The organism is Arhodomonas sp. KWT (genome assembly GCF_010993615.1).
Genome location: NZ_WNXE01000011.1, coordinates 19,915 through 37,011 on the forward strand (window position 1 = coordinate 19,915; position 17,097 = coordinate 37,011).

A 17,097-nucleotide genomic window follows, 5' to 3' on the forward strand; every position below is an offset into this window, starting at 1 on the left:
TCGGCAGAAGGAGATTCACCGAGGAATTATCGATGACGGCGTCTAAGGATGACGGCCAGTATTCGGGCTCACATAAAATCAGTTTCACTGAGAAACGTTGGTACGAGCACGGCTGGGACTACTGTACTTGGCTGCCGCAGCAGCTCGGAACTTTTGCCAGTGTAGCGATTTCCCTATGGGCAGTCGCAGAGGTGTTAATGGTCGCGAGCGGCCGGAGGGTCTCGATCGACGAGCTGGCTGTGCCGATTTTGGTTGTCGCAATCATAGTAGTTCTTTATCGAGCATATTCGGCAAAACACGAGTACGTTCCGGCGCCACTGCACGGAGAAAGTAAGGCCGTCAAGGATATATTTCAGAAACAGAGGTGTGGCTGGAATGCAGCCCTTGCGAAGCAAATGCTGGAAGATCGACTCGAGGAAGCGGATGGCGCGCTGTCTCGGATTGATAAGGGCGCCGAGTACATTCCGCCACAGAAGCTGGAGTACGACGAATATTTAACTTGGCTTCAAACGCGTCCGGAAGTGGTACTCCGGATGGTTCACTCCGCAGCGCTCCTTTGTACGCAAGAAATCCCGGTCGCCATTGGTTCCGCGAAAGACGAAGAGGCTCTGCCAGAACTGAGGCGAGAAGTCGAGGCGTTAAGCTCCCTGTACACCTGCGCAAAAGATGCAGAGGTTGAGTGGCATGGAGTCCTGCCACCCGAGGACTTTGAGGGTGTACACGAAATGATGTATGGATGGACGCAGCCGATTAGGAAGGGAGTGCACCAGTTCCTCGGTGTGTTAGCAGAGCTAGAGAGCGTGGACAGGAAGGCACTAAAGAAAGGAATCGCATCCTTGCCCGCATTCAGCATCGTGTTCGAGTCACCGCCGAATATCGAAGAGTTCTCAAGACGCGTTCAAGCGTTTAGCGGATGATCAAGTGCAACAACGGCAGCACGCCGAAGCATGTCATGCAGCTGACGCTCGTACCTCGCGCGACTGATGGCCAACGTTAGGGCTTTCCACATGCTCTTGCGGATCGATTCTAATGAAGCTTGGCCGAAATCCATAATTGAGCGCATCGACGCTCATCAAGGCCTGCTGCGTTCAGCTAAGTACATGGAGAATCTGATCGAGTCGCAGCCGTTCCGCGCGATTGCTGAAGATCTTGAGGGGTTCATTCGTGAGAACAGAATTTTGGCTTACCACTGTACGAAGGAAGCCGAGACAGGCTTCTTCTTGCGCAATGGTTTGCGGATCCTCAACCGAACACAGCATCAGGCTGAATTCCTTAACCGGTACGGTTACTTATTTTCCCCAGCCGAACTTCAGCACATGCATCAAGAGTGGGAAACTTATTTCGCTGGGGCTCAGGACAACGGGCGTAATGGCTCCCTTTGGTTCTGCTTGGCTCCAAATCAAGTTGTCAGTGACGGCACGGAACGCCTCTTCCGGTGCTTCGGCGGTGAGGCGATTTACATGCCGCTGACGCATCATGCAGCGATAACCTCAAAGCTAGAAGCCATCGGCAGTCCGGTCGTTGTTGAAGTGTCAATTGATCCCAATCAGTTGCACACATTCTGTGAGCTGACCTTTGCGCTTAAAGCGCTGAGTATCCTCCACCGAAAAAGGAATTCCGATGCTTATTTCCATTCGCAAGAAGGGTATTTGACCTGCAATGTTTCCCCACATGAAATCGTTCGTGTCATACCCAAGGAGGCATTCTTCAGTGCACACGCCGAGTGGTGGTCTTCATGAGAGGCAGAAAACCGGGGACAGGAAAACCGGGGGCAGACCACGGTTTTGCGCAGTTGAGGGAGGTCGTGGAAGTGGTAGGCTATACGTCGTCAGGCAAGGAAGCTAGGGAGGGAACCATGCCAAGGAGAGCGCGCGCGACGAAGATTACTCACGGTTTCTGCGTGGAAATCGTGGTCTGTCCCCGGTTCTTGCATGAGGCGTTCTGTGCAAAAACATAGATAGGAGTAAACTATAAGAAATGGACTCATCTCTTAAGACAAGACTATGCAATCAAATCTTCAAAGTTGAAGTTGGCATCCAATCAGCAGGTGAAGAAGATGCTTCTTTTACACTTGATTATGAAGACGGAAGGTACCGGCAGAATGAACTGGTTGGTCTAATTAGAGATGCCGTTCCTTTTTTTGCACTTACAGAAGATGAGATTGAGACAATAGATAAATCCGAATGGAACAAAAACAGTTTTACACGAATATCAGATGCAAATAGAAATTCAAAAGGTGATTATGGCGAACTTTTATTGTATTTAATCTTAAGTGTTTTCTATGACGTCCCAAAGTTTGTTACAAAAGCTAGATTACGATCAACTACAAGAGAACAAATCAAAGGGTTTGATTGTGCGCACTTTTCCATTAGTGATTCAAACGTAACACTATGGCTTGGTGAAGCTAAGTTCCATCAAAGCATTAGCAGCGCTATAACTTCAGCTCTAAAATCACTCCAGGAGCATCTGAATGACTCAGAAAGGATAAAATCAGAGCTAAGGTTACTTGGGGGCGAAATAGAACTAAACAAGCAGCTTGAAAGAGAAAATTATGAGCTATTAAAAAGTTATGTTACTGGAGCAAGATCATTAGATAAAGTTGATATTGCAGTCCCCGTTTTGTGCACATACGATAGCAAGTGCATAAGGGATTTTTCTGGGAAAATAGATAGTGATATTGAGTCAGATGATTTCAAAGATAAAATAAGTGTTGAGTTGGAAGAAAACTTTAAAAATATTTACAGCAAGGACTGGCCGAAGAGGAAAAACATAAAAATTGTCTTTTTTGTTGTGCCTTTAGAATCGGTTTCCGATTTAAAGCGAAATATTGAGCTTGTTGAAAATGCCATGAAATTTTGATTGGAGTTAGTATATGAGCCAGCAAATAGCTTATGGCATTGAAAAATTAAGAGATAAGAAAGAAGTCAGCACAGAGATTATTGAAAATTTACTTATTGACGTGTATCGATTGCTTGATTCAAAAGATGAACGCGATTATAGCCGATGTCTTTCTGCAATATGTCATGTAGCTAATTACAATTCTTCTGACAACATGGTGCAGCAGCTTTTGCATGATTGTATCGTCAAATCAAGAATCTTCTTGTATGATAATCTTTTGGAAAAGAACAATGAGGCCTACTTTCCAAATATTTCATTTCAAGATAATCTTCTTAGGAATTTTTACACCAGCCAAAAAACCAATACAACTTTAACAAGACCTCAAAAAGAAATATTTGACTCCTTTCAAAGAAATAAAAGGTTGGTAGTCAGTGCTCCAACATCTTTTGGGAAAACGCGAATTGTTAGAGAAATCATCCTGCATAACAATTACAAGAATATTGCGTTTATAATGCCCACAGTTTCTCTGCTCTCAGAACAATATCAAGAACTAAGAAGCAGTGTTGAAGGGTACACAATCTCAAAATCCTCAAAAGTTAAAGTCGATAAAGGTAAAAGCTATATCTTGGTTTTAACGCCAGAGAGAATATCAGCATTTTTTGAAGAAAATCCAAATTTTGAAATAGATTTTTTCGTCATGGACGAAATTTATAAAGTAGATTATAAGCTTGATGATGATCGGTTCAGGGTATTTTCAGACATTCTCTACCGATTAGCGAAAACCGATGCTGATTTTTATCTTGCAGGTCCATACATATCGGATTTCAGCAAAAACTTCAGAGAAAGGTTTAATGTAGAACTAAAAAAATATTCAACAGAAATAGTACAAAAAGATTACTACGCTTTAGATAACAAAAAGGATAAGGGGCTTCACTATGTAGAAAATGGATCTATTAGAATTATTGGGGATAAGTTTAAAAACCTACTCAGATTAGTGTCGGAAGAGTCTATTGATGGTAAATTTTTAGTATATCGATATCAGAAACAATATGCAGAAGATACCGCGAAAAAGTTTTTAGATACATGGCCGGTAAAGCCTCATAACAAAGAGCTCGTTGATTATCTATCAAGTTCTGTATCGCCTACCTGGGATTTGATTTCTTGTATCAAGCGCGGAATAGCTTTTCATCATGGTGCAATGCCAAGGCACATTCAGGACTTGATTGTCGATGAATTCAATGATAACAGTGACAATGGGTTGAATTATCTTTTCTGTACTACTTCCCTAACTGAAGGTATTAATTCAGCTGCAAAAAATGTTGTCATTTATGACAAGAAAATTGGTACCGGTGACCTATTGAAAACATTAGATAGAAAAAACATAGAAGGTCGCGCTGGACGTTTTATGCAACACTTTATCGGACGTGTATTTCATCTTGAAACGCAAGAAGATGATGATAGAGAAACGTCTGTAGAAATTGAATACCTAGACAATGAAAATGCTTCACTAGAAACTTTAATTCAATTGGAAAGTGAAGATGTGCCAGATTCAAGACGAGAACTTTTAAAGTCTCATTCTGAGGATCTTGCTGAGCTAGGAATTGATCCATTAATCATAAAAGAAAATAGGTTTGTGAAAGTTGATGGACAAATTGAATTAATTAATCACCTAAGAGCGGGGGGAAATCTGGATAATTATTATTTTAAAGAGCAGCTACCATTAAAGCATTGCCTGGATAATATTTTATCATGTTGCTACGATTATCTTTTCACTGATCATGATAAAGGTAGAAATTTCGATACAGATATTGGAAAGTCAATTCTTATCGGTCTCACGAAGTACTATATTTATTACACGCCGTCGTTTAAAGAGCTTCTAAGTTCGGACACAGTACAAAAAGCAAGAGCGAACGACAACTCTCGAATTAGATATGTGTTTGATTTAATGTCCAAGTACTTTGAGTTTTCATGGCCTAAGTATCTTAAAACTTTTTCTAAGGTCTATAATTTTGTGGCAGCAGAAAAAAACCAACCATTAATAGCCCTTGATATGGTTATAGCTAAGCTAGAGTATGGAACTACTGAAAATCATGAAATTATTTTAAGAGATTCTGGTCTCCCTAATGAAATTGTAAAAAAAATATCACACTACTTTAAAGGATGTGAGACCTATGAAGATATATATAGTGTCAGTCGGTCAAAAAATAATGAAATAAAAGATTCTATTCACCCTATAGAAAGTAAAATATTAGGTAAGTACATATAGGCACAGGGAAACCGGGGACAGACCACGGTTTTGCGCAGTTGAGGGAGATCGTGTCCCCTTCCCGTAGATTACCTCCATGGATTAGTAGAACTTCCGGCATGATGGCGGTCTCGACCTGGAGGTCATCATGCGCAAGAGCCGGTGCAGCGAACACGAGATCGTCAGCGCCCTGAAGCGCGGAAGAGGGCGTGGCGCTCAAGCGCTATTGCCATCTGTACAATCACCACATCCCGCAGAGAGCGCTGCATCACCGAACACCGATTCAAGCGCTCAACGGCTGGCAGCAAAGCCATCTGCATCTGTTCGTCCGGGAAGAGCGCAATCATCCGGGATGTGACACATAGCCAGTATCTGTTGGCGGGAGCACCTGTGCTCTGTTCCGGTGCGCAGCAAAGCGAAAACGTTGGGCTGGAGTTGGTCCGGTGGCGTTGAAAGGGGGTTGTCGATGTTTTCAGATGAAGTGAAGTCGTACGTGGAGCGTAGCGTCCTATGCTGGCTGGCTACTGTGGACGCTGAGGGCTGGCCGAATGTTTCCCCTAAGGAAATATTCACAGCGTATGACGACGAGCGCCTTATCATTGCGAATGTCGCCTCGCCCGGTAGCGTCCGCAATTTACTACGCGTGGAACGCGCATGCGTGAGCTTCATAGACGTTTTCGTGCAGAAAGGTTTCAAGGTGCGTGGGCGCGCGCAGCTAGTGTGGGCGTCAGATCCGCGGTATCGCGAGCTGCTGACGCCGCTGGAAGATATGGCTGGAGGTAAATTCTCGATCAACGGCATAATTGAGGTATGGGCCGATGAGGTCGAGGCAATTCTTGCCCCAAGTTACCGGTTCTATCCGGAGACTACGGAAGGCGAGCAAGTGGAAGGGGCGATGGTGGCGTATGGGGTGAGGCCTGCTCAGCGATAAAGGCGTTCGGGAGTGGGTCTAACGTTCCAGCGTTTGGCAGTGAGACGGCAGGGCCGTGGCCAGCGGCGGTTCTCACGGCCCAATGGCCACTGTCGCGCGTTGCGAAGGGCGCCCGGTATTTGACTCGGGGCATTGATTCGACGGCCGTTGTCGGCTGCCAGGAGCAGCCGACCTACCGGGGATTGCGGTTTTGTTTGCGGTGCGGGGTTGTCGGGTGGGGGGGTAACCAGGTGATCTGGCGTTGCTGCTGTTTGTGTATTCGCGGCACCGGCCCCGTTCGATCCCCGTTCCTTTGATATCCCCGGGCGGTGACGCCCTGAAATATCCGTGTCCCAATCACGTCATCCGGCCGTCACACCTCGGACGCGTGTTCTCCCTAGACTGTGGCTCGGTTGAGCCCAACGCAAGGGAGCTAAGACGATGTCGACCAAGCGGAATAACAAGGGAATCACGGCCCGGGTGCTCACGGCGGTGCTCGGGGGGGCGCTGCTGATGTCCGGCTTCTCGGCCGCTCAGGCGCAGTCGATGGAGTGCAGTCACCGGGGCGATCTCGCCGAGCGCTACTGCGATGAGGACCGCGATCTGGTCGCGGACCTGCCGATGGACGAGTCGGAGTGGCAGGACCCGGACACGCTGTTCTTCTCCTACGTCCCAGTCGAGGACCCGGCGGTGTACGCTGACGTCTTCAAGCCGTTCATCAAGCACCTGGAAGAGGTGACGGGCAAGGACGTGCGCTACTTCTCCGCGCAGTCCTACGCCGCGCAGATCGAGGCGCTGCGCAGTGGGCGGCTGCAGGTGGCGGGCCTGTCCACCGGCTCGGTGCCCTTCGGCGTGAACATCGGCGGTTTCGTGCCGTTCACGATCATGGGCACGGAGGACGGTGAATACGGCTACCGCATGCAGGTGATCACGCGCCGCGACAGCGGCATCAAGAACCTGGACGACCTGCGCGGCAAGACCGTCGCCCACACCGAGCAGGCCTCGAACTCCGGTAACCAGGCGCCGCGTGCGCTGCTCGCGGAGCGGGGCATCGTCCCCGGCGAGGACTACGAGGTGGTCTACTCCGGCGGGCATGACCGCAGCATCCTCGGTGTCGCCAACGGCGACTACGCGGCGGCGCCGGTGGCCTCCTCGGTGCTGGACCGCATGGCGGACCGTGGCGTCGTGGACCGCGACAAGCTGCGGGTGATCTTCGAGACGGAGTCGTTCCCGACCACCGCGTTCGGTACCGCCCACAACCTGAACCCGAAGCTGGCGCTGCTGATCCGCAAGGCGTTCTTCACCTTCGATTTCGAGGGCAACAGCGTGGGTGAGGAGTTCTCCGACGCGGACCGCTTCATCCCGATCACCTACCGTCAGCACTGGAAAGACATCCGCACCATCCAGCAGGCGAACGGCGTGGAGTACACCCAGGAAGGGCTCTCCGAGGAGTAATGCCCGGTCCGCCCGCCCCGGTGGTCGCCGGGGCGGGCCGCCCCTCCGGCAGGAGCCCGCCGCGATGCTCGAGATCGATAACCTCACCAAGACCTACGCCGACGGCCTGCAGGCTCTGCGCGGATGCAGCCTCACCGTGCCCGGTGCGGAGGTCGTGGCCGTCATCGGCCCGTCCGGGGCCGGCAAGAGTACGTTCATCCGCTGTATCAACCGCCTGGTGACGCCCACCGGCGGCAGCATCCGGCTCGACGGCACCGAGCTCACCGCCCTCGGCGAGCGTGGCCTGCGCGGTGTCCGCCGGCACATCGGCATGATCTTTCAGGAGTACAACCTGATCGAGCGGCTGACCGTGATGGAGAACGTGCTCGCGGGGCGGCTCGGCGCCGTGTCCTTCATGCAGGCGTTGCTGCGGCGTTTCCCCCAGGCGGACGTGGACCGCGCCTTCGAGCTGCTCGCCCGGGTGGGGCTGGAGGGCTACGAGAACAGCCGAGCGGACGCGCTCTCCGGCGGGCAGCGCCAGCGCGTGGGGATCGCCCGCGCCCTCATGCAGGAGCCGCGGCTGCTGCTGGTGGACGAGCCCACGTCATCGCTGGACCCGAAGGTGGCGCGTTCGATCCTGGCGCTGATCTGCGAGCTCGCGAGCGAGCTCGGGATCCCGGCGCTGATCAATATCCACGACGTCGGCCTCGCGCTGCGGTTCGCACGCCGGGTGATCGGGCTCTCCGCGGGGGAGATCGTCTTCGACGGGGCACCGGTGGAGGTCGACGAGGCGGCGCTGTCACGCATCTACGGTGCGGATGACTGGCGGGACGCTTTCCGCCAGGAGGGCGAGGAGGATCGCCACGTCGCCGGCGAGGGGATGGCATCGTGAGCGCGCCCGCCACCGTCTCCCCGCGCCGCTGGCGGCGGCCACCGGTGATCGCCACGCCGTGGCTGCGCTGGGTGGCCGTTGCCGGCGTGATCGCCTATCTTGCCTTCGCGGTGGTGGACCTGGAGTTCGACTACGCCCGCTTCGTGCGCGGCGTGCCCCGGGGCGTGGACATGGTGGTGTCCATGTTCCCGCCGGACTTCAGCCGCTGGGACCTGCTCCTGGGTGGCCTGCTGGAGAGCCTGCAGATGGCCTTCTTCGCCACCGCGATCGGGGTGGTGGTGAGCATCCCCATCGCCGTCGGGGCCGCGGCGAACGTCGCGCCTAAGTGGCTGTATGCCGTCTGCCGGGGCTATATCGGGGTGTCGCGCACCTTCCCGGAGGTGCTCATCGCGATCTTCTTCGTGAAGGCCTTCGGCTTCGGCGCCTTCGCCGGCGTGCTGACGCTGGTGATCGCCTCCACCGGGTTCGTGGGCAAGCTCCTCGCCGAGGAGATCGAGGCCATCGACCCGGGCCAGGTGGAGGCCATGCGCGCCACCGGCGCGGGGCCGCTCGGGGTGCTGCTCTTCGGTGTCGCCCCGCAGGTGATGCCGCGCTACATCGGTCTCGTGATCTACCGGCTCGACATCAACCTGCGCGAATCCACGATCCTCGGCATCGTCGGTGCCGGCGGCATCGGCGCGGTGCTCTACAACTCCTTCGCCCGCTACGAGTACGACTTCTCGCTCGCCATCCTGCTCGCGATCATCGCGGTGGTGCTGGTGGCGGAGTGGTTCAGCGGGTTCGTACGGGCGCGCACCAAATGAGCACGATGATCCGGGAAGGCGCCGCCCCCATGCCGCGCCCATGGCACCGCTACAGCCCCCGGGAACGCCTGGCGCGCTTCGCCGCGTGGCTCGTGGCCGTCGCCGTCATCGCCTGGTCGGCGACCACGCTGGATATCTACTGGCCGTTCGTGCTGGACGCCCCGGAGCAGGTCGCGGACCTCGCCGGGCGCATGGTGCCGCCGGACTGGCCGTTCTTTCTCCAGATCATCGACCCGATGGTCGAGACCCTCAACATCGCCACCCTGGGGACGATCCTCGGTGCGGTGCTGTCGGTGCCCGTGGCGTTGATGGCCGCGCAGAACACCACCCCGAATCAGACGACGCTGTGGCTGGCGCGGGTGATCGTGGTGGGCTCGCGTTCGGTGAACGAGCTGGTCTGGGCGCTGATCTTCGCGGTGGTTTTCGGGCCCGGCGCCACCGCCGGCATGGTGGCCATCGGCGTGTCCTCCGTGGGCTTCATCAGCAAGCTCATCGCCGAGGGCATCGAGGAGATCGACGACGGCCAGGTGGACGCCATCAACGCCACCGGCGCGGGTCGCGGCCAGGTGCTGATCTACGGCGTGCTGCCCCAGGTCATGCCCACCATCATCGGGGTGCTGACCTTCCGCTGGGACATCAACATCCGCCAGTCGTCGATCATCGGCCTGGTGGGCGCCGGCGGCATCGGCATCACGCTCAGCAACCAGATGGACAGCTTCGCCTGGGACAACGTCAGCGTGATCCTCATCGCCATCTTCGCCGTGGTGATGGCGAGCGAGTGGGTGTCCGCCGCGCTGCGCCGGCGGGTGACGTAGTGACCCGGCCCGTGAGAGGGCGTGCGCCGTGCAGCTGTTTCACGCTTGTGTCGTTCGGTGCCGTTATCACCGGCGGCCGGGGCGGGTGACTGGCCCCGGCCGCCATGTACAGCCTCCATCGTGTTTGGCGCGGGTGTTCGCCGAACGACGAAGGCGGGCCCCGTTCCATCCACCTGATGCGCGATCCTGCAGGCCTAAGCGGTGTGGCGGGGGGTTCCCGCCTGTAGTGGCCGGGAAGGGGCGGGGACAGGTGCAGGGATAGAGAACGCAGGTATCAGTTTGCCCGCCACGGGCTTTGAAACTATGATAAAAAGCGAATCCGTTATTCGCTATACAAGGCAGGGAGGCAAGCATCATGGCAGCGGAAGGCACGGCGCGCCCCGGTGGTGACGGGTTCGCTGATCTGGACGCTACTGCGCAGGCGCGGCTGGTCCACGGCGGTGACGTCTCCCCGCTCGAACTGGTGGATGCGGCCATAGGCCGTATCGAGCGGCTCGATCCGCTGATCAACGCCGTCGCCGCCGCCGATTTCGAGCGGGCCCGGGACCAGGCGGGGCGTGTGGACACATCCGGCCCGTTCGCGGGCGTGCCGACGCTGGTGAAGGACCTGCTTGCCTATCCGCATCTGCCGCTCGGGATGGGGGCGCGGCTGTTCGAGGGGCAGGTTGCGCCGGCGGGGTCGGCGTACACGCAGGCACTGGATGCGAGCGGGCTGATCGTGCTCGGGAAATCCACCACGTCCGAGTTCGGGCTGCTGGGGACGACCGAAACACTCGCGTGCGGCGTGACCCGCAATCCCTGGGACCTCGAGCGCTCGCCGGGTGGGTCGTCCGGCGGTGCGGTGGCCGCCGTCGCCTCCGGGATGGTCCCCGTCGCCCACGCCTCCGACGGGGGCGGCTCGATTCGAGGGCCCGCGTCGTTCTGCGGCCTGTTCGGGTTCAAGCCCGGCCGGGGGCGGCACCGGTCCACGGGGCAGCCCGGGGGCTCGCCCTTCACGGCGATGATCAGTGAGCACTGCGTCTCCCGCAGCGTGCGGGACAGCGCCACCTGGCTGGCCGCTACCGAGCGGAACGATCCTGCCGCCCCGTTCGCTCCCGTCGGCCGGGTGACGGAACCGTCGCGCCGGCGGCTGCGTATCGGCCTGTATCAGCGCACCGCTTTCGGCGAACTGCCCGACCCGGAGGTGGCAGGGGCGCTGGCCGAAACGGGCCGGCTGTGCGAATCCCTGGGGCATGAGGTAGTGGTGACGCCGGGGCCACAGTACGACGCCCGGGCGGCCAGCGATGCGTTCTTCACGTTCGCCGCATTGACGATCGGTGCGGCCTGCGAGCAGATACGCGCGGCCATGGGTCCGGCGTTCGACGAGGAGCGGCTGGAACCGTACACGCGCGAGCTCATCCGGTACGCGGGCCGTCTCCCGGAGGCGGCGGGGACGGACGCGGCGGCTGCACTCGAGGCCGCCGCGGGCGCGGCCGATCGCTGTATGGCCGGATTCGACGTGCTCCTCTCGCCCACGGTGGCCTTCCCGGCGTTTCCGCTCGGGCGTCACGGCGGTGCGGAGCCTTTCCAGCAGGCTGCCGCTTTTACCGAGGCGCTGGCCGGCTACACGGCGATCGCCTCCATTGCCGGTTGGCCCGCCATGTCGGTGCCGCTACACGTCTCGCCCCGGGGCCTGCCGGTCGGTGCCCATTTTGCCGCGCCGCAGGGTGAGGAGGCGCGCCTCCTGGGCCTGGCGCTGGAGCTGGAACAGGCAGCACCCTGGGAAGACCGACTGCCGGTGGATATGAGCGCGGGCCAATGTCTCAGCAGCTGAAGCCCGCCGTGAGGGCCCGCATCCTCGCCGCCGCGGCCGATGCCTTTGCGCAGCGCGGTTACGCCGCCGCGCGGCTCGCCGACATCGCCGGGGAGGCCGGCGTGTCCACGGGCAACCTCTACCGCTACTATCCGAACAAGGAGGCGCTGTTTGCGGCGGTGGTCCCGCGTTCCGTCGCTGCGCGGTTTCTCCGCCTGATGCGGGCACGCGTCCGCGAGCTCGCGACGCGCAGCGACTGGCGTGCCGCCACGGCCGCCGGCTCGTCGAAGGCGGACGCCCTGCTGGATTTCTGGATCCGCCAACGCCTTCCGGTGGTTATCCTTCTGACCGGCGCCCAGGGCTCGCCGCTCGCCCACGTGCGCGCGCTGGTGGTCTCGGAGCTTGCGCGGCTCTCGGACGAATACGCGGTGACGCGGCTCGGGGATAATGCCGGCGAACGGGTGCCGCGCGTGGTCCTGGTACAGCTATTCTCCGGCACGGTGGACATGATCGCGGCGATCCTGCGAGAGCACGCCGACGACGCTACGATCCGGGCCGCCTTCCAGGCCTTCTGGCGCTATCAGCTCGCCGGCCTGGACGCCCTGCTCAGGGACGGTTAGAACGGTGGCACTACGTGATTTCACCGGACTCGGGCCGGGCGCATCAGGGAGGAACGTCTGAATGTTACGGACACTGCTGGCCCGCGATGTCTACGTGCAGGTCTACCCGAACCGCTTCGTGCTCAAGCGCCTCGAGGCCGGCGCCCGGCCGGTGACGCTCGAGGCCGACGAGCCGTTTACCACGGAGCGCCTGCTGGTCGGGCAGTTTTCCATTGCCGAGCGCCTGCTCAGACAGGGGCTGAAGGCGGTCTTTCCCGCGCGCTGGTTGTCGCCCGGCCCGGTCGTGGTGGTCCATCCCATGGAGAAAGTGGAAGGCGGCCTGTCGGAGGTGGAAGACCGGCTGTTCCGGGAGCTGGCGGCCGGGGCTGGGGCGCGCAGGGTGGTCGTCTGGACCGGGCACGAGCTCTCGGAGGCCGAGGCGAAGGCGCGGGCCGCCGACGCGTAGTCGCCCGCCTGGCGCGGTGTTTCGCGTCCCGGGGCGGGGCATGCGCCCCAAGCCCCGTTCCGGCGCCGTGCTCACCGGCGCGTGATCCCGGACTTCGCCGCGACCATGTCCCCGAGCACCCGGACCGTTCTGACGTCCTCCGGCGGTTCCAGGCCCGCCGCGAGGCGGGCGATCTCCAGGTTGAGGTAGCCGATCTCCGTTTCCCGGTTCGCGCGGATGTCCTGCAGCGTGGAGATGAGCTGGCCGTCGGAGCCCTGGCTGATGCGCATCAGCTGCGCCATCAGCTCGTGCTGCTCGAAGGGGATGCCGAGCCGTGCGGCGACGGCGCGGGATTCCGCCACCACCGTCTCCGCGATCCGCGCCGCCTGTTCGTCCCGGTGGAAGATGCCGTTGTCCACGTCCAGCAGCGGGCAGATGGAGTTGAAGGCCGCGTTGATGATGGCCTTCTTCCACGCCTCGCGCTGGATCGCGTCCGTGGCGCGAAAGCGGAAACGGGGCGTGGACAGCGCCTGGACGATGGCGGCCGTCTCCGCTGCGTTCCCGCCGGCCCTGCCCACGGGCGACTCGGCGACCTCGCGGAACCGGTAGGTGTGCTCACCGAGGGTCTGGCCGGTGGCGTAGAGGACGCAGCGGTACACGGTGGTGAAGCCTGCATCGGTAAACGGACGTTCCACGCCGAGGCCGTTCTGCATCACGACCAGCGGCATGTCGCCGAAGCGTTGCCACAGCTCCTGCGCGACGGCCCCGTTCGCCGTGGCCTTGATCGCGACGGCGAGGATGCCCGGCTCGGGGTCCCGTATGGCGGACAGGGGGATGGCGCGGACCCGGGCCTCGATCGGCCCGCCGTCCTCCGGCTCGACCGTGACGGCGATGTCGTCCTCCGGCCGGTCGCGGGCGCTCGTGCGCACGGCGAGGGCGGGGCGGCCCTGCGCGGACAGCAAGGCCGCCAGCGGCATGCCGATCGCGCCGGCGCCGACGACGTAGACGGGGGTGGTGGCGTCCATCGATGTGCTCCCTGTTGGCGGTGTGCCGCGACGGCCGATGAACCCGCCTGACCTGGCGGCAGGCCGTGGTGTCGGACGATGACTGGGCGGAGCGGCCCCGCTATGGCGCCGCGTTAACCGCCTGTCGGGGCGTGTGCCCGGCCTTGCCCTCGATGAGCCGGCGCCAGCGGCCGGGGCTGATGCCGTAGGCCTCGGAGAACTGGCGTGTCATATGGCTCTGGTCGGCGAAGCCCGCCTCGATCGCGGCGTCCGATAGGGCGGCGCCGGAGCGCAGGCGCTGTTTCACGCGCTCGAGGCGGCGCATGGTGAGATACCGGTACGGGCTGGTGCCGAACAGCGTGCGGAAGTCACGGGACAGCCGCCAGCGGTCCCGCCCGCTGGCGGCCTCGAGCTCGGCGAGGGTGACGGCCCGCCCTTGCGCGGCGTCCAGGAACTCCCGCGCGCGCTGGGCGGCGGGGTAGTCGAAGCCGTGCCGGTCCGGTCGCTGGCCGGCGTGCGCGCTCAGCGCCATGGCGAGGTCGAAGAGGCCGTCGTCCTCCTCGAAGTCCTCCGGCGGATTGTCGACGTGGCGCAGCAGCCGGGCGACGCAGGCGCCGAGCCGGCGGTCCCGGGTGATGCCGCCGGGGATGTAGGGCAGGGCGCGGCCGCCGAGCATGTCCTGAATGATGGCCGGCGGGATGTAGATCATCCGGTAGCGGAAGCCGCCCTCACTGCCCGCGTGGCCGTCGTGCAGCTCGTCCGGGTGGAGCACGATGGTCCGCCCGGGCACGCTGTGGCGGTGCTCGCCGCGGTAGTGGAAGCTCTGCACGCCGGACAGGGTCATGCCGATGGCGTAGGTGTCGTGGCGGTGCGGCTCGTAGGCATGGCCGCCGAAATAGGCCTCCAGCCGCTCGATGCGGGCATTCTGCGAGTGGACGAACCAGTCGCGGTCGCTGGTGCTTTGCGTCATGACGGGCCCCCGGGGGTGGCCACGAAGAAGTCGTATATGATCGAGCATGCCACCACCACCAGCATGAGCGCCATTGCCCGGTTGAAACGGCGGAAGTAACGCTCAGCCCGGATCCGCCGGCCGGCCAGCGCGCCGAGGAGGGCATAGCTCGCCGGCGCACCGACGGCGCCGAGGGAAATCAGCCCGGCGGAGAGCGTGACGTCGATGCCGGTGATCTGCGCGGCGGGGAACATCAGCGTCGTCACCGGCAGGATCACCACGAACCCCTTCGGGTTCAGGATCTGCAGGAAGTAGCCCTCCCGGAACCGCAGCCGCGAGCGCGGGTCCCGCCCGGGCTGCTCGACGGACACCTCCGCGACGAACAGCCGGTATGCCAGATACAGGATGTAGCCGCTGCCCACCGCGGCGAGGTAGGGCAGCACCGCCTGGCGCACCAGCGCCTCGCCGGCGTAGCCCAGCACCAGGAACGCGCTGAACATGCCGGCGCCGACCCCGACGCAGTAGCCCGCCAGGGTCCAGCCGTTGCCTCGCAGCCCGCCGTTCAGGGCGAGGATGTTCACCGGCCCGGGCGAGTACATGACGCAGAAGGCGTACAGCGCGATCTCCACCGTTCCACTCCGCAGCATTCGATCGGATACCGCCCGATAGTGCGCGCACGCGGCGCGGCGGTATTGAACGATCTTGCAGGGGCCGTGGGTTCGTCGCGTCGCTCCTGGCGTCGGTGTGTCGCGCCGTGCCGAGGGGGTATAGAGTGCCTGTTGTCGATGGGCTGCTGGCCCCGCGGCGCGTGAATACGACGCTCCGCGCCTGCCGGCGGGAATGCGATAACAGCCGACGCCCGGTGAGGCGATTCGTGGCGCGGGCCCCACCGGGATGCAGGGGCCGGCGATTACCGGGTCAGGTGGGTGAGGAATGATGCTGCGACGTTTTCAACAGGTCGATGTCTTCGGTGCCCGGCCGTTTGCCGGTAACCCGCTCGCGGTCGTGCTGGATGCGGAGGGCCTCTCCACCGGGGAGATGCAGGACTTCACGCGCTGGATGAATCTCTCCGAGACGGCGTTCATCCTGCCGCCGACGACGGACGAGGCGGACTACCGCGTCCGCATCTTCACGCTCTCCCACGAGCTCCCCTTCGCCGGGCACCCGACGCTGGGCAGCTGCCACGCGTGGCTGGCGGCCGGCGGCGAGCCGCGGGACCCCGGCCGGATCGTCCAGGAGTGCGGCGCCGGCCTCGTGCCGATCCGCCGGGAGGCGGGCCGGCTGGCGTTCGCGGCACCGCCGCTGGTGCGCTCGGGGCCGGTCGACGAGGCGCGGGTCGCCGCGTTCGCCGGCGTGCTCGGGATCGGTCGCGAGGAGATCGTCGATGTCCGGTGGGTGGACAACGGGCCCGGCTGGGTCGGGATCCTGCTCGCCGATGCGGACGCCGTCCTGGCCGTTGAGCCGGATTTCGGACGCTACTCCGGCGAGGACGAGCTCGATATCGGCCTCGTGGGCCTGTACCCCGAGGGCTCGGAGTGCGCCGTCGAGGTGCGTGCGCTCTTCAACGACGCCCACGGCGCGATGATCGAGGACCCGGTGACCGGCAGCCTCAACGCCTCCCTCGCCCAGTGGCTGCTCGGCGCCGGCCGCCTGGGCGCACCCTACGTTGCGAGCCAGGGCACGCGGCTCGGCCGCAGCGGCCGGGTATTCATCGATCGGGGTGCCGGGGACACGGTCTGGGTAGGCGGTGCCACCGCCACCTGCATCAGCGGGACGGTCGAGCTGTAGCGGCCGGCGAGACCCGGGAGGGCGATACGGGTAGACTGCGCAAACCGGGGCGGCCCCGTCCCGGTGACGGGATGTTCCCATCATCGTTCCGGCGGCGTGCGGCCGTTGGACAAACCAGCGACACAGGCAGGGAGGCGGAATGCTGGACCGACTGTTCATGAAGTATCTGAGCCGAACGGGGGTGTGGTGCTACTGGGTGGGGCAGATCGCCCTCGATATCATCCTCCTCGGCTACCTGTTCGGGATCGCCGGGTACTCGTTCGACGACGAGAGTGTCCGGACGACGCTGATCGTCGGCGTGCTTGGTGTGGCGGTCGTTTGGGGCGGAGTCTGCCTGGTGTTCTGGCGCAGGCAGGACGAGCCAGAAAGGGAAACGGCGTCCACCGGGGATAGCTGATGCACCGCCCGGTGTAGCGAGCCGGGCGGGACGGTCATGCAGGGGGCCGTGCCCTGAAGCGGCCCGCCTGCCTGGAGCGGCGCCGTCGGCGTGTGAGACACCGCCAGGTGTCCCCCGCGCCCGGTGCCGTTCCGAGTCGTGCGGTGAGTGCCGGGTGGGTCCCTGCCATGGCACATTCGTACCAGT

The 17,097-nt window shown here is 60.7% G+C and carries 17 protein-coding genes and 1 pseudogene; 15 read left to right on the forward strand and 3 right to left on the reverse strand.

Annotated features, from left to right (window positions below):
• Positions 1-32: 32 nt before the first annotated feature.
• From G7A99_RS04055 to G7A99_RS04115, 13 genes and pseudogenes are all read left to right on the forward strand, one after another.
• Positions 33-917, forward strand: a complete 885-nt coding sequence (locus tag G7A99_RS04055; protein ID WP_163138961.1) for a hypothetical protein — start codon at positions 33-35, stop codon at positions 915-917.
• Between the two features lie 90 nt (positions 918-1,007).
• Positions 1,008-1,739: a hypothetical protein gene (locus G7A99_RS04060; protein ID WP_163138962.1), complete on the forward strand. Its 732-nt coding sequence runs from the start codon at positions 1,008-1,010 to the stop codon at positions 1,737-1,739.
• A 238-nt stretch (positions 1,740-1,977) separates the two neighbouring features.
• Positions 1,978-2,859 (forward strand): DUF1837 domain-containing protein, encoded by an 882-nt coding sequence (locus G7A99_RS04065; protein ID WP_163138963.1) that lies wholly within the window; start codon positions 1,978-1,980, stop codon positions 2,857-2,859.
• 13 nt (positions 2,860-2,872) lie between these two features.
• The gene (locus G7A99_RS04070; protein ID WP_163138964.1) at positions 2,873-5,104 is read left to right on the forward strand and encodes a DEAD/DEAH box helicase; all 2,232 of its coding nucleotides are present in this window, start codon (positions 2,873-2,875) and stop codon (positions 5,102-5,104) included.
• A gap of 200 nt (positions 5,105-5,304) precedes the next feature.
• Positions 5,305-5,448: pseudogene (locus tag G7A99_RS04075) on the forward strand (IS481 family transposase); the annotation flags it as partial.
• 101 nt (positions 5,449-5,549) lie between these two features.
• Positions 5,550-6,014, forward strand: coding sequence for a pyridoxamine 5'-phosphate oxidase family protein (locus G7A99_RS04080; protein WP_163138965.1), 465 nt, complete (start codon positions 5,550-5,552; stop codon positions 6,012-6,014).
• Positions 6,015-6,434: 420 nt separating this feature from the next.
• On the forward strand, positions 6,435-7,448 hold the full coding sequence (phnD, locus tag G7A99_RS04085; protein ID WP_163138966.1) for a phosphate/phosphite/phosphonate ABC transporter substrate-binding protein: 1,014 nt from the start codon (positions 6,435-6,437) through the stop codon (positions 7,446-7,448).
• A gap of 64 nt (positions 7,449-7,512) precedes the next feature.
• Positions 7,513-8,319, forward strand: a complete 807-nt coding sequence (gene phnC, locus G7A99_RS04090) for a phosphonate ABC transporter ATP-binding protein (protein ID WP_163138967.1) — start codon at positions 7,513-7,515, stop codon at positions 8,317-8,319.
• Positions 8,316-9,122, forward strand: a complete 807-nt coding sequence (gene phnE / locus G7A99_RS04095) for a phosphonate ABC transporter, permease protein PhnE (protein WP_018717821.1) — start codon at positions 8,316-8,318, stop codon at positions 9,120-9,122. The genes phnC and phnE (G7A99_RS04095) overlap by 4 nt, the downstream gene beginning before the upstream one ends.
• Positions 9,119-9,937, forward strand: a complete 819-nt coding sequence (gene phnE, locus G7A99_RS04100; protein WP_205599729.1) for a phosphonate ABC transporter, permease protein PhnE — start codon at positions 9,119-9,121, stop codon at positions 9,935-9,937. The genes phnE (G7A99_RS04095) and phnE (G7A99_RS04100) overlap by 4 nt, the downstream gene beginning before the upstream one ends.
• 355 nt (positions 9,938-10,292) lie before the next feature.
• Positions 10,293-11,750: an amidase gene (locus tag G7A99_RS04105; protein ID WP_163138968.1), complete on the forward strand. Its 1,458-nt coding sequence runs from the start codon at positions 10,293-10,295 to the stop codon at positions 11,748-11,750.
• Positions 11,735-12,349, forward strand: coding sequence for a TetR/AcrR family transcriptional regulator (locus G7A99_RS04110; RefSeq protein WP_163138969.1), 615 nt, complete (start codon positions 11,735-11,737; stop codon positions 12,347-12,349). Before G7A99_RS04105 ends, G7A99_RS04110 begins: the two co-directional genes overlap by 16 nt.
• 61 nt (positions 12,350-12,410) lie before the next feature.
• Positions 12,411-12,794, forward strand: coding sequence for a 1-pyrroline-5-carboxylate dehydrogenase (locus G7A99_RS04115; protein WP_163138970.1), 384 nt, complete (start codon positions 12,411-12,413; stop codon positions 12,792-12,794).
• A 71-nt stretch (positions 12,795-12,865) separates the two neighbouring features.
• Here G7A99_RS04115 and G7A99_RS04120 read toward each other — a convergent pair whose 3' ends face one another.
• The 3 genes from G7A99_RS04120 to G7A99_RS04130 form a co-directional block, all read right to left on the reverse strand.
• Positions 12,866-13,798 (reverse strand): ketopantoate reductase family protein, encoded by a 933-nt coding sequence (locus G7A99_RS04120; RefSeq protein WP_163138971.1) that lies wholly within the window; start codon positions 13,796-13,798, stop codon positions 12,866-12,868.
• Between the two features lie 100 nt (positions 13,799-13,898).
• Entirely contained in the window at positions 13,899-14,747 is an 849-nt protein-coding gene (locus tag G7A99_RS04125) for an AraC family transcriptional regulator (RefSeq protein WP_163138972.1), read from the reverse strand.
• On the reverse strand, positions 14,744-15,355 hold the full coding sequence (locus G7A99_RS04130) for a LysE family translocator (protein WP_163138973.1): 612 nt from the start codon (positions 15,353-15,355) through the stop codon (positions 14,744-14,746). The genes G7A99_RS04125 and G7A99_RS04130 overlap by 4 nt, the downstream gene beginning before the upstream one ends.
• Before the next feature lie 304 nt (positions 15,356-15,659).
• Here G7A99_RS04130 and G7A99_RS04135 point away from each other — a divergent pair, with 304 nt between their 5' ends.
• Together G7A99_RS04135 and G7A99_RS04140 are read left to right on the forward strand one after the other, a co-directional pair.
• On the forward strand, positions 15,660-16,514 hold the full coding sequence (locus tag G7A99_RS04135) for a PhzF family phenazine biosynthesis protein (protein ID WP_205599730.1): 855 nt from the start codon (positions 15,660-15,662) through the stop codon (positions 16,512-16,514).
• A 139-nt stretch (positions 16,515-16,653) separates the two neighbouring features.
• Positions 16,654-16,911 (forward strand): hypothetical protein, encoded by a 258-nt coding sequence (locus tag G7A99_RS04140; protein ID WP_163138974.1) that lies wholly within the window; start codon positions 16,654-16,656, stop codon positions 16,909-16,911.
• Positions 16,912-17,097 lie beyond the last annotated feature (186 nt).

Excerpts from the sequence above, each read along its gene's own strand:
- G7A99_RS04055 (WP_163138961.1), top strand. The coding sequence starts at position 33 with ATGACGGCGTCTAAGGATGACGGCCAGTATTCGGGCTCACATAAAATC.
- G7A99_RS04060 (WP_163138962.1), top strand. The coding sequence starts at position 1,008 with ATGCTCTTGCGGATCGATTCTAATGAAGCTTGGCCGAAATCCATAATT.
- G7A99_RS04065 (WP_163138963.1), top strand. The coding sequence starts at position 1,978 with ATGGACTCATCTCTTAAGACAAGACTATGCAATCAAATCTTCAAAGTT.
- G7A99_RS04070 (WP_163138964.1), top strand. The coding sequence starts at position 2,873 with ATGAGCCAGCAAATAGCTTATGGCATTGAAAAATTAAGAGATAAGAAA.
- G7A99_RS04080 (WP_163138965.1), top strand. The coding sequence starts at position 5,550 with ATGTTTTCAGATGAAGTGAAGTCGTACGTGGAGCGTAGCGTCCTATGC.
- phnD (WP_163138966.1), top strand. The coding sequence starts at position 6,435 with ATGTCGACCAAGCGGAATAACAAGGGAATCACGGCCCGGGTGCTCACG.
- phnC (WP_163138967.1), top strand. The coding sequence starts at position 7,513 with ATGCTCGAGATCGATAACCTCACCAAGACCTACGCCGACGGCCTGCAG.
- phnE (WP_205599729.1), top strand. The coding sequence starts at position 9,119 with ATGAGCACGATGATCCGGGAAGGCGCCGCCCCCATGCCGCGCCCATGG.
- G7A99_RS04105 (WP_163138968.1), top strand. The coding sequence starts at position 10,293 with ATGGCAGCGGAAGGCACGGCGCGCCCCGGTGGTGACGGGTTCGCTGAT.
- G7A99_RS04110 (WP_163138969.1), top strand. The coding sequence starts at position 11,735 with ATGTCTCAGCAGCTGAAGCCCGCCGTGAGGGCCCGCATCCTCGCCGCC.
- G7A99_RS04115 (WP_163138970.1), top strand. The coding sequence starts at position 12,411 with ATGTTACGGACACTGCTGGCCCGCGATGTCTACGTGCAGGTCTACCCG.
- G7A99_RS04120 (WP_163138971.1), bottom strand. The coding sequence starts at position 13,798 with ATGGACGCCACCACCCCCGTCTACGTCGTCGGCGCCGGCGCGATCGGC.
- G7A99_RS04125 (WP_163138972.1), bottom strand. The coding sequence starts at position 14,747 with ATGACGCAAAGCACCAGCGACCGCGACTGGTTCGTCCACTCGCAGAAT.
- G7A99_RS04135 (WP_205599730.1), top strand. The coding sequence starts at position 15,660 with ATGATGCTGCGACGTTTTCAACAGGTCGATGTCTTCGGTGCCCGGCCG.
- G7A99_RS04140 (WP_163138974.1), top strand. The coding sequence starts at position 16,654 with ATGCTGGACCGACTGTTCATGAAGTATCTGAGCCGAACGGGGGTGTGG.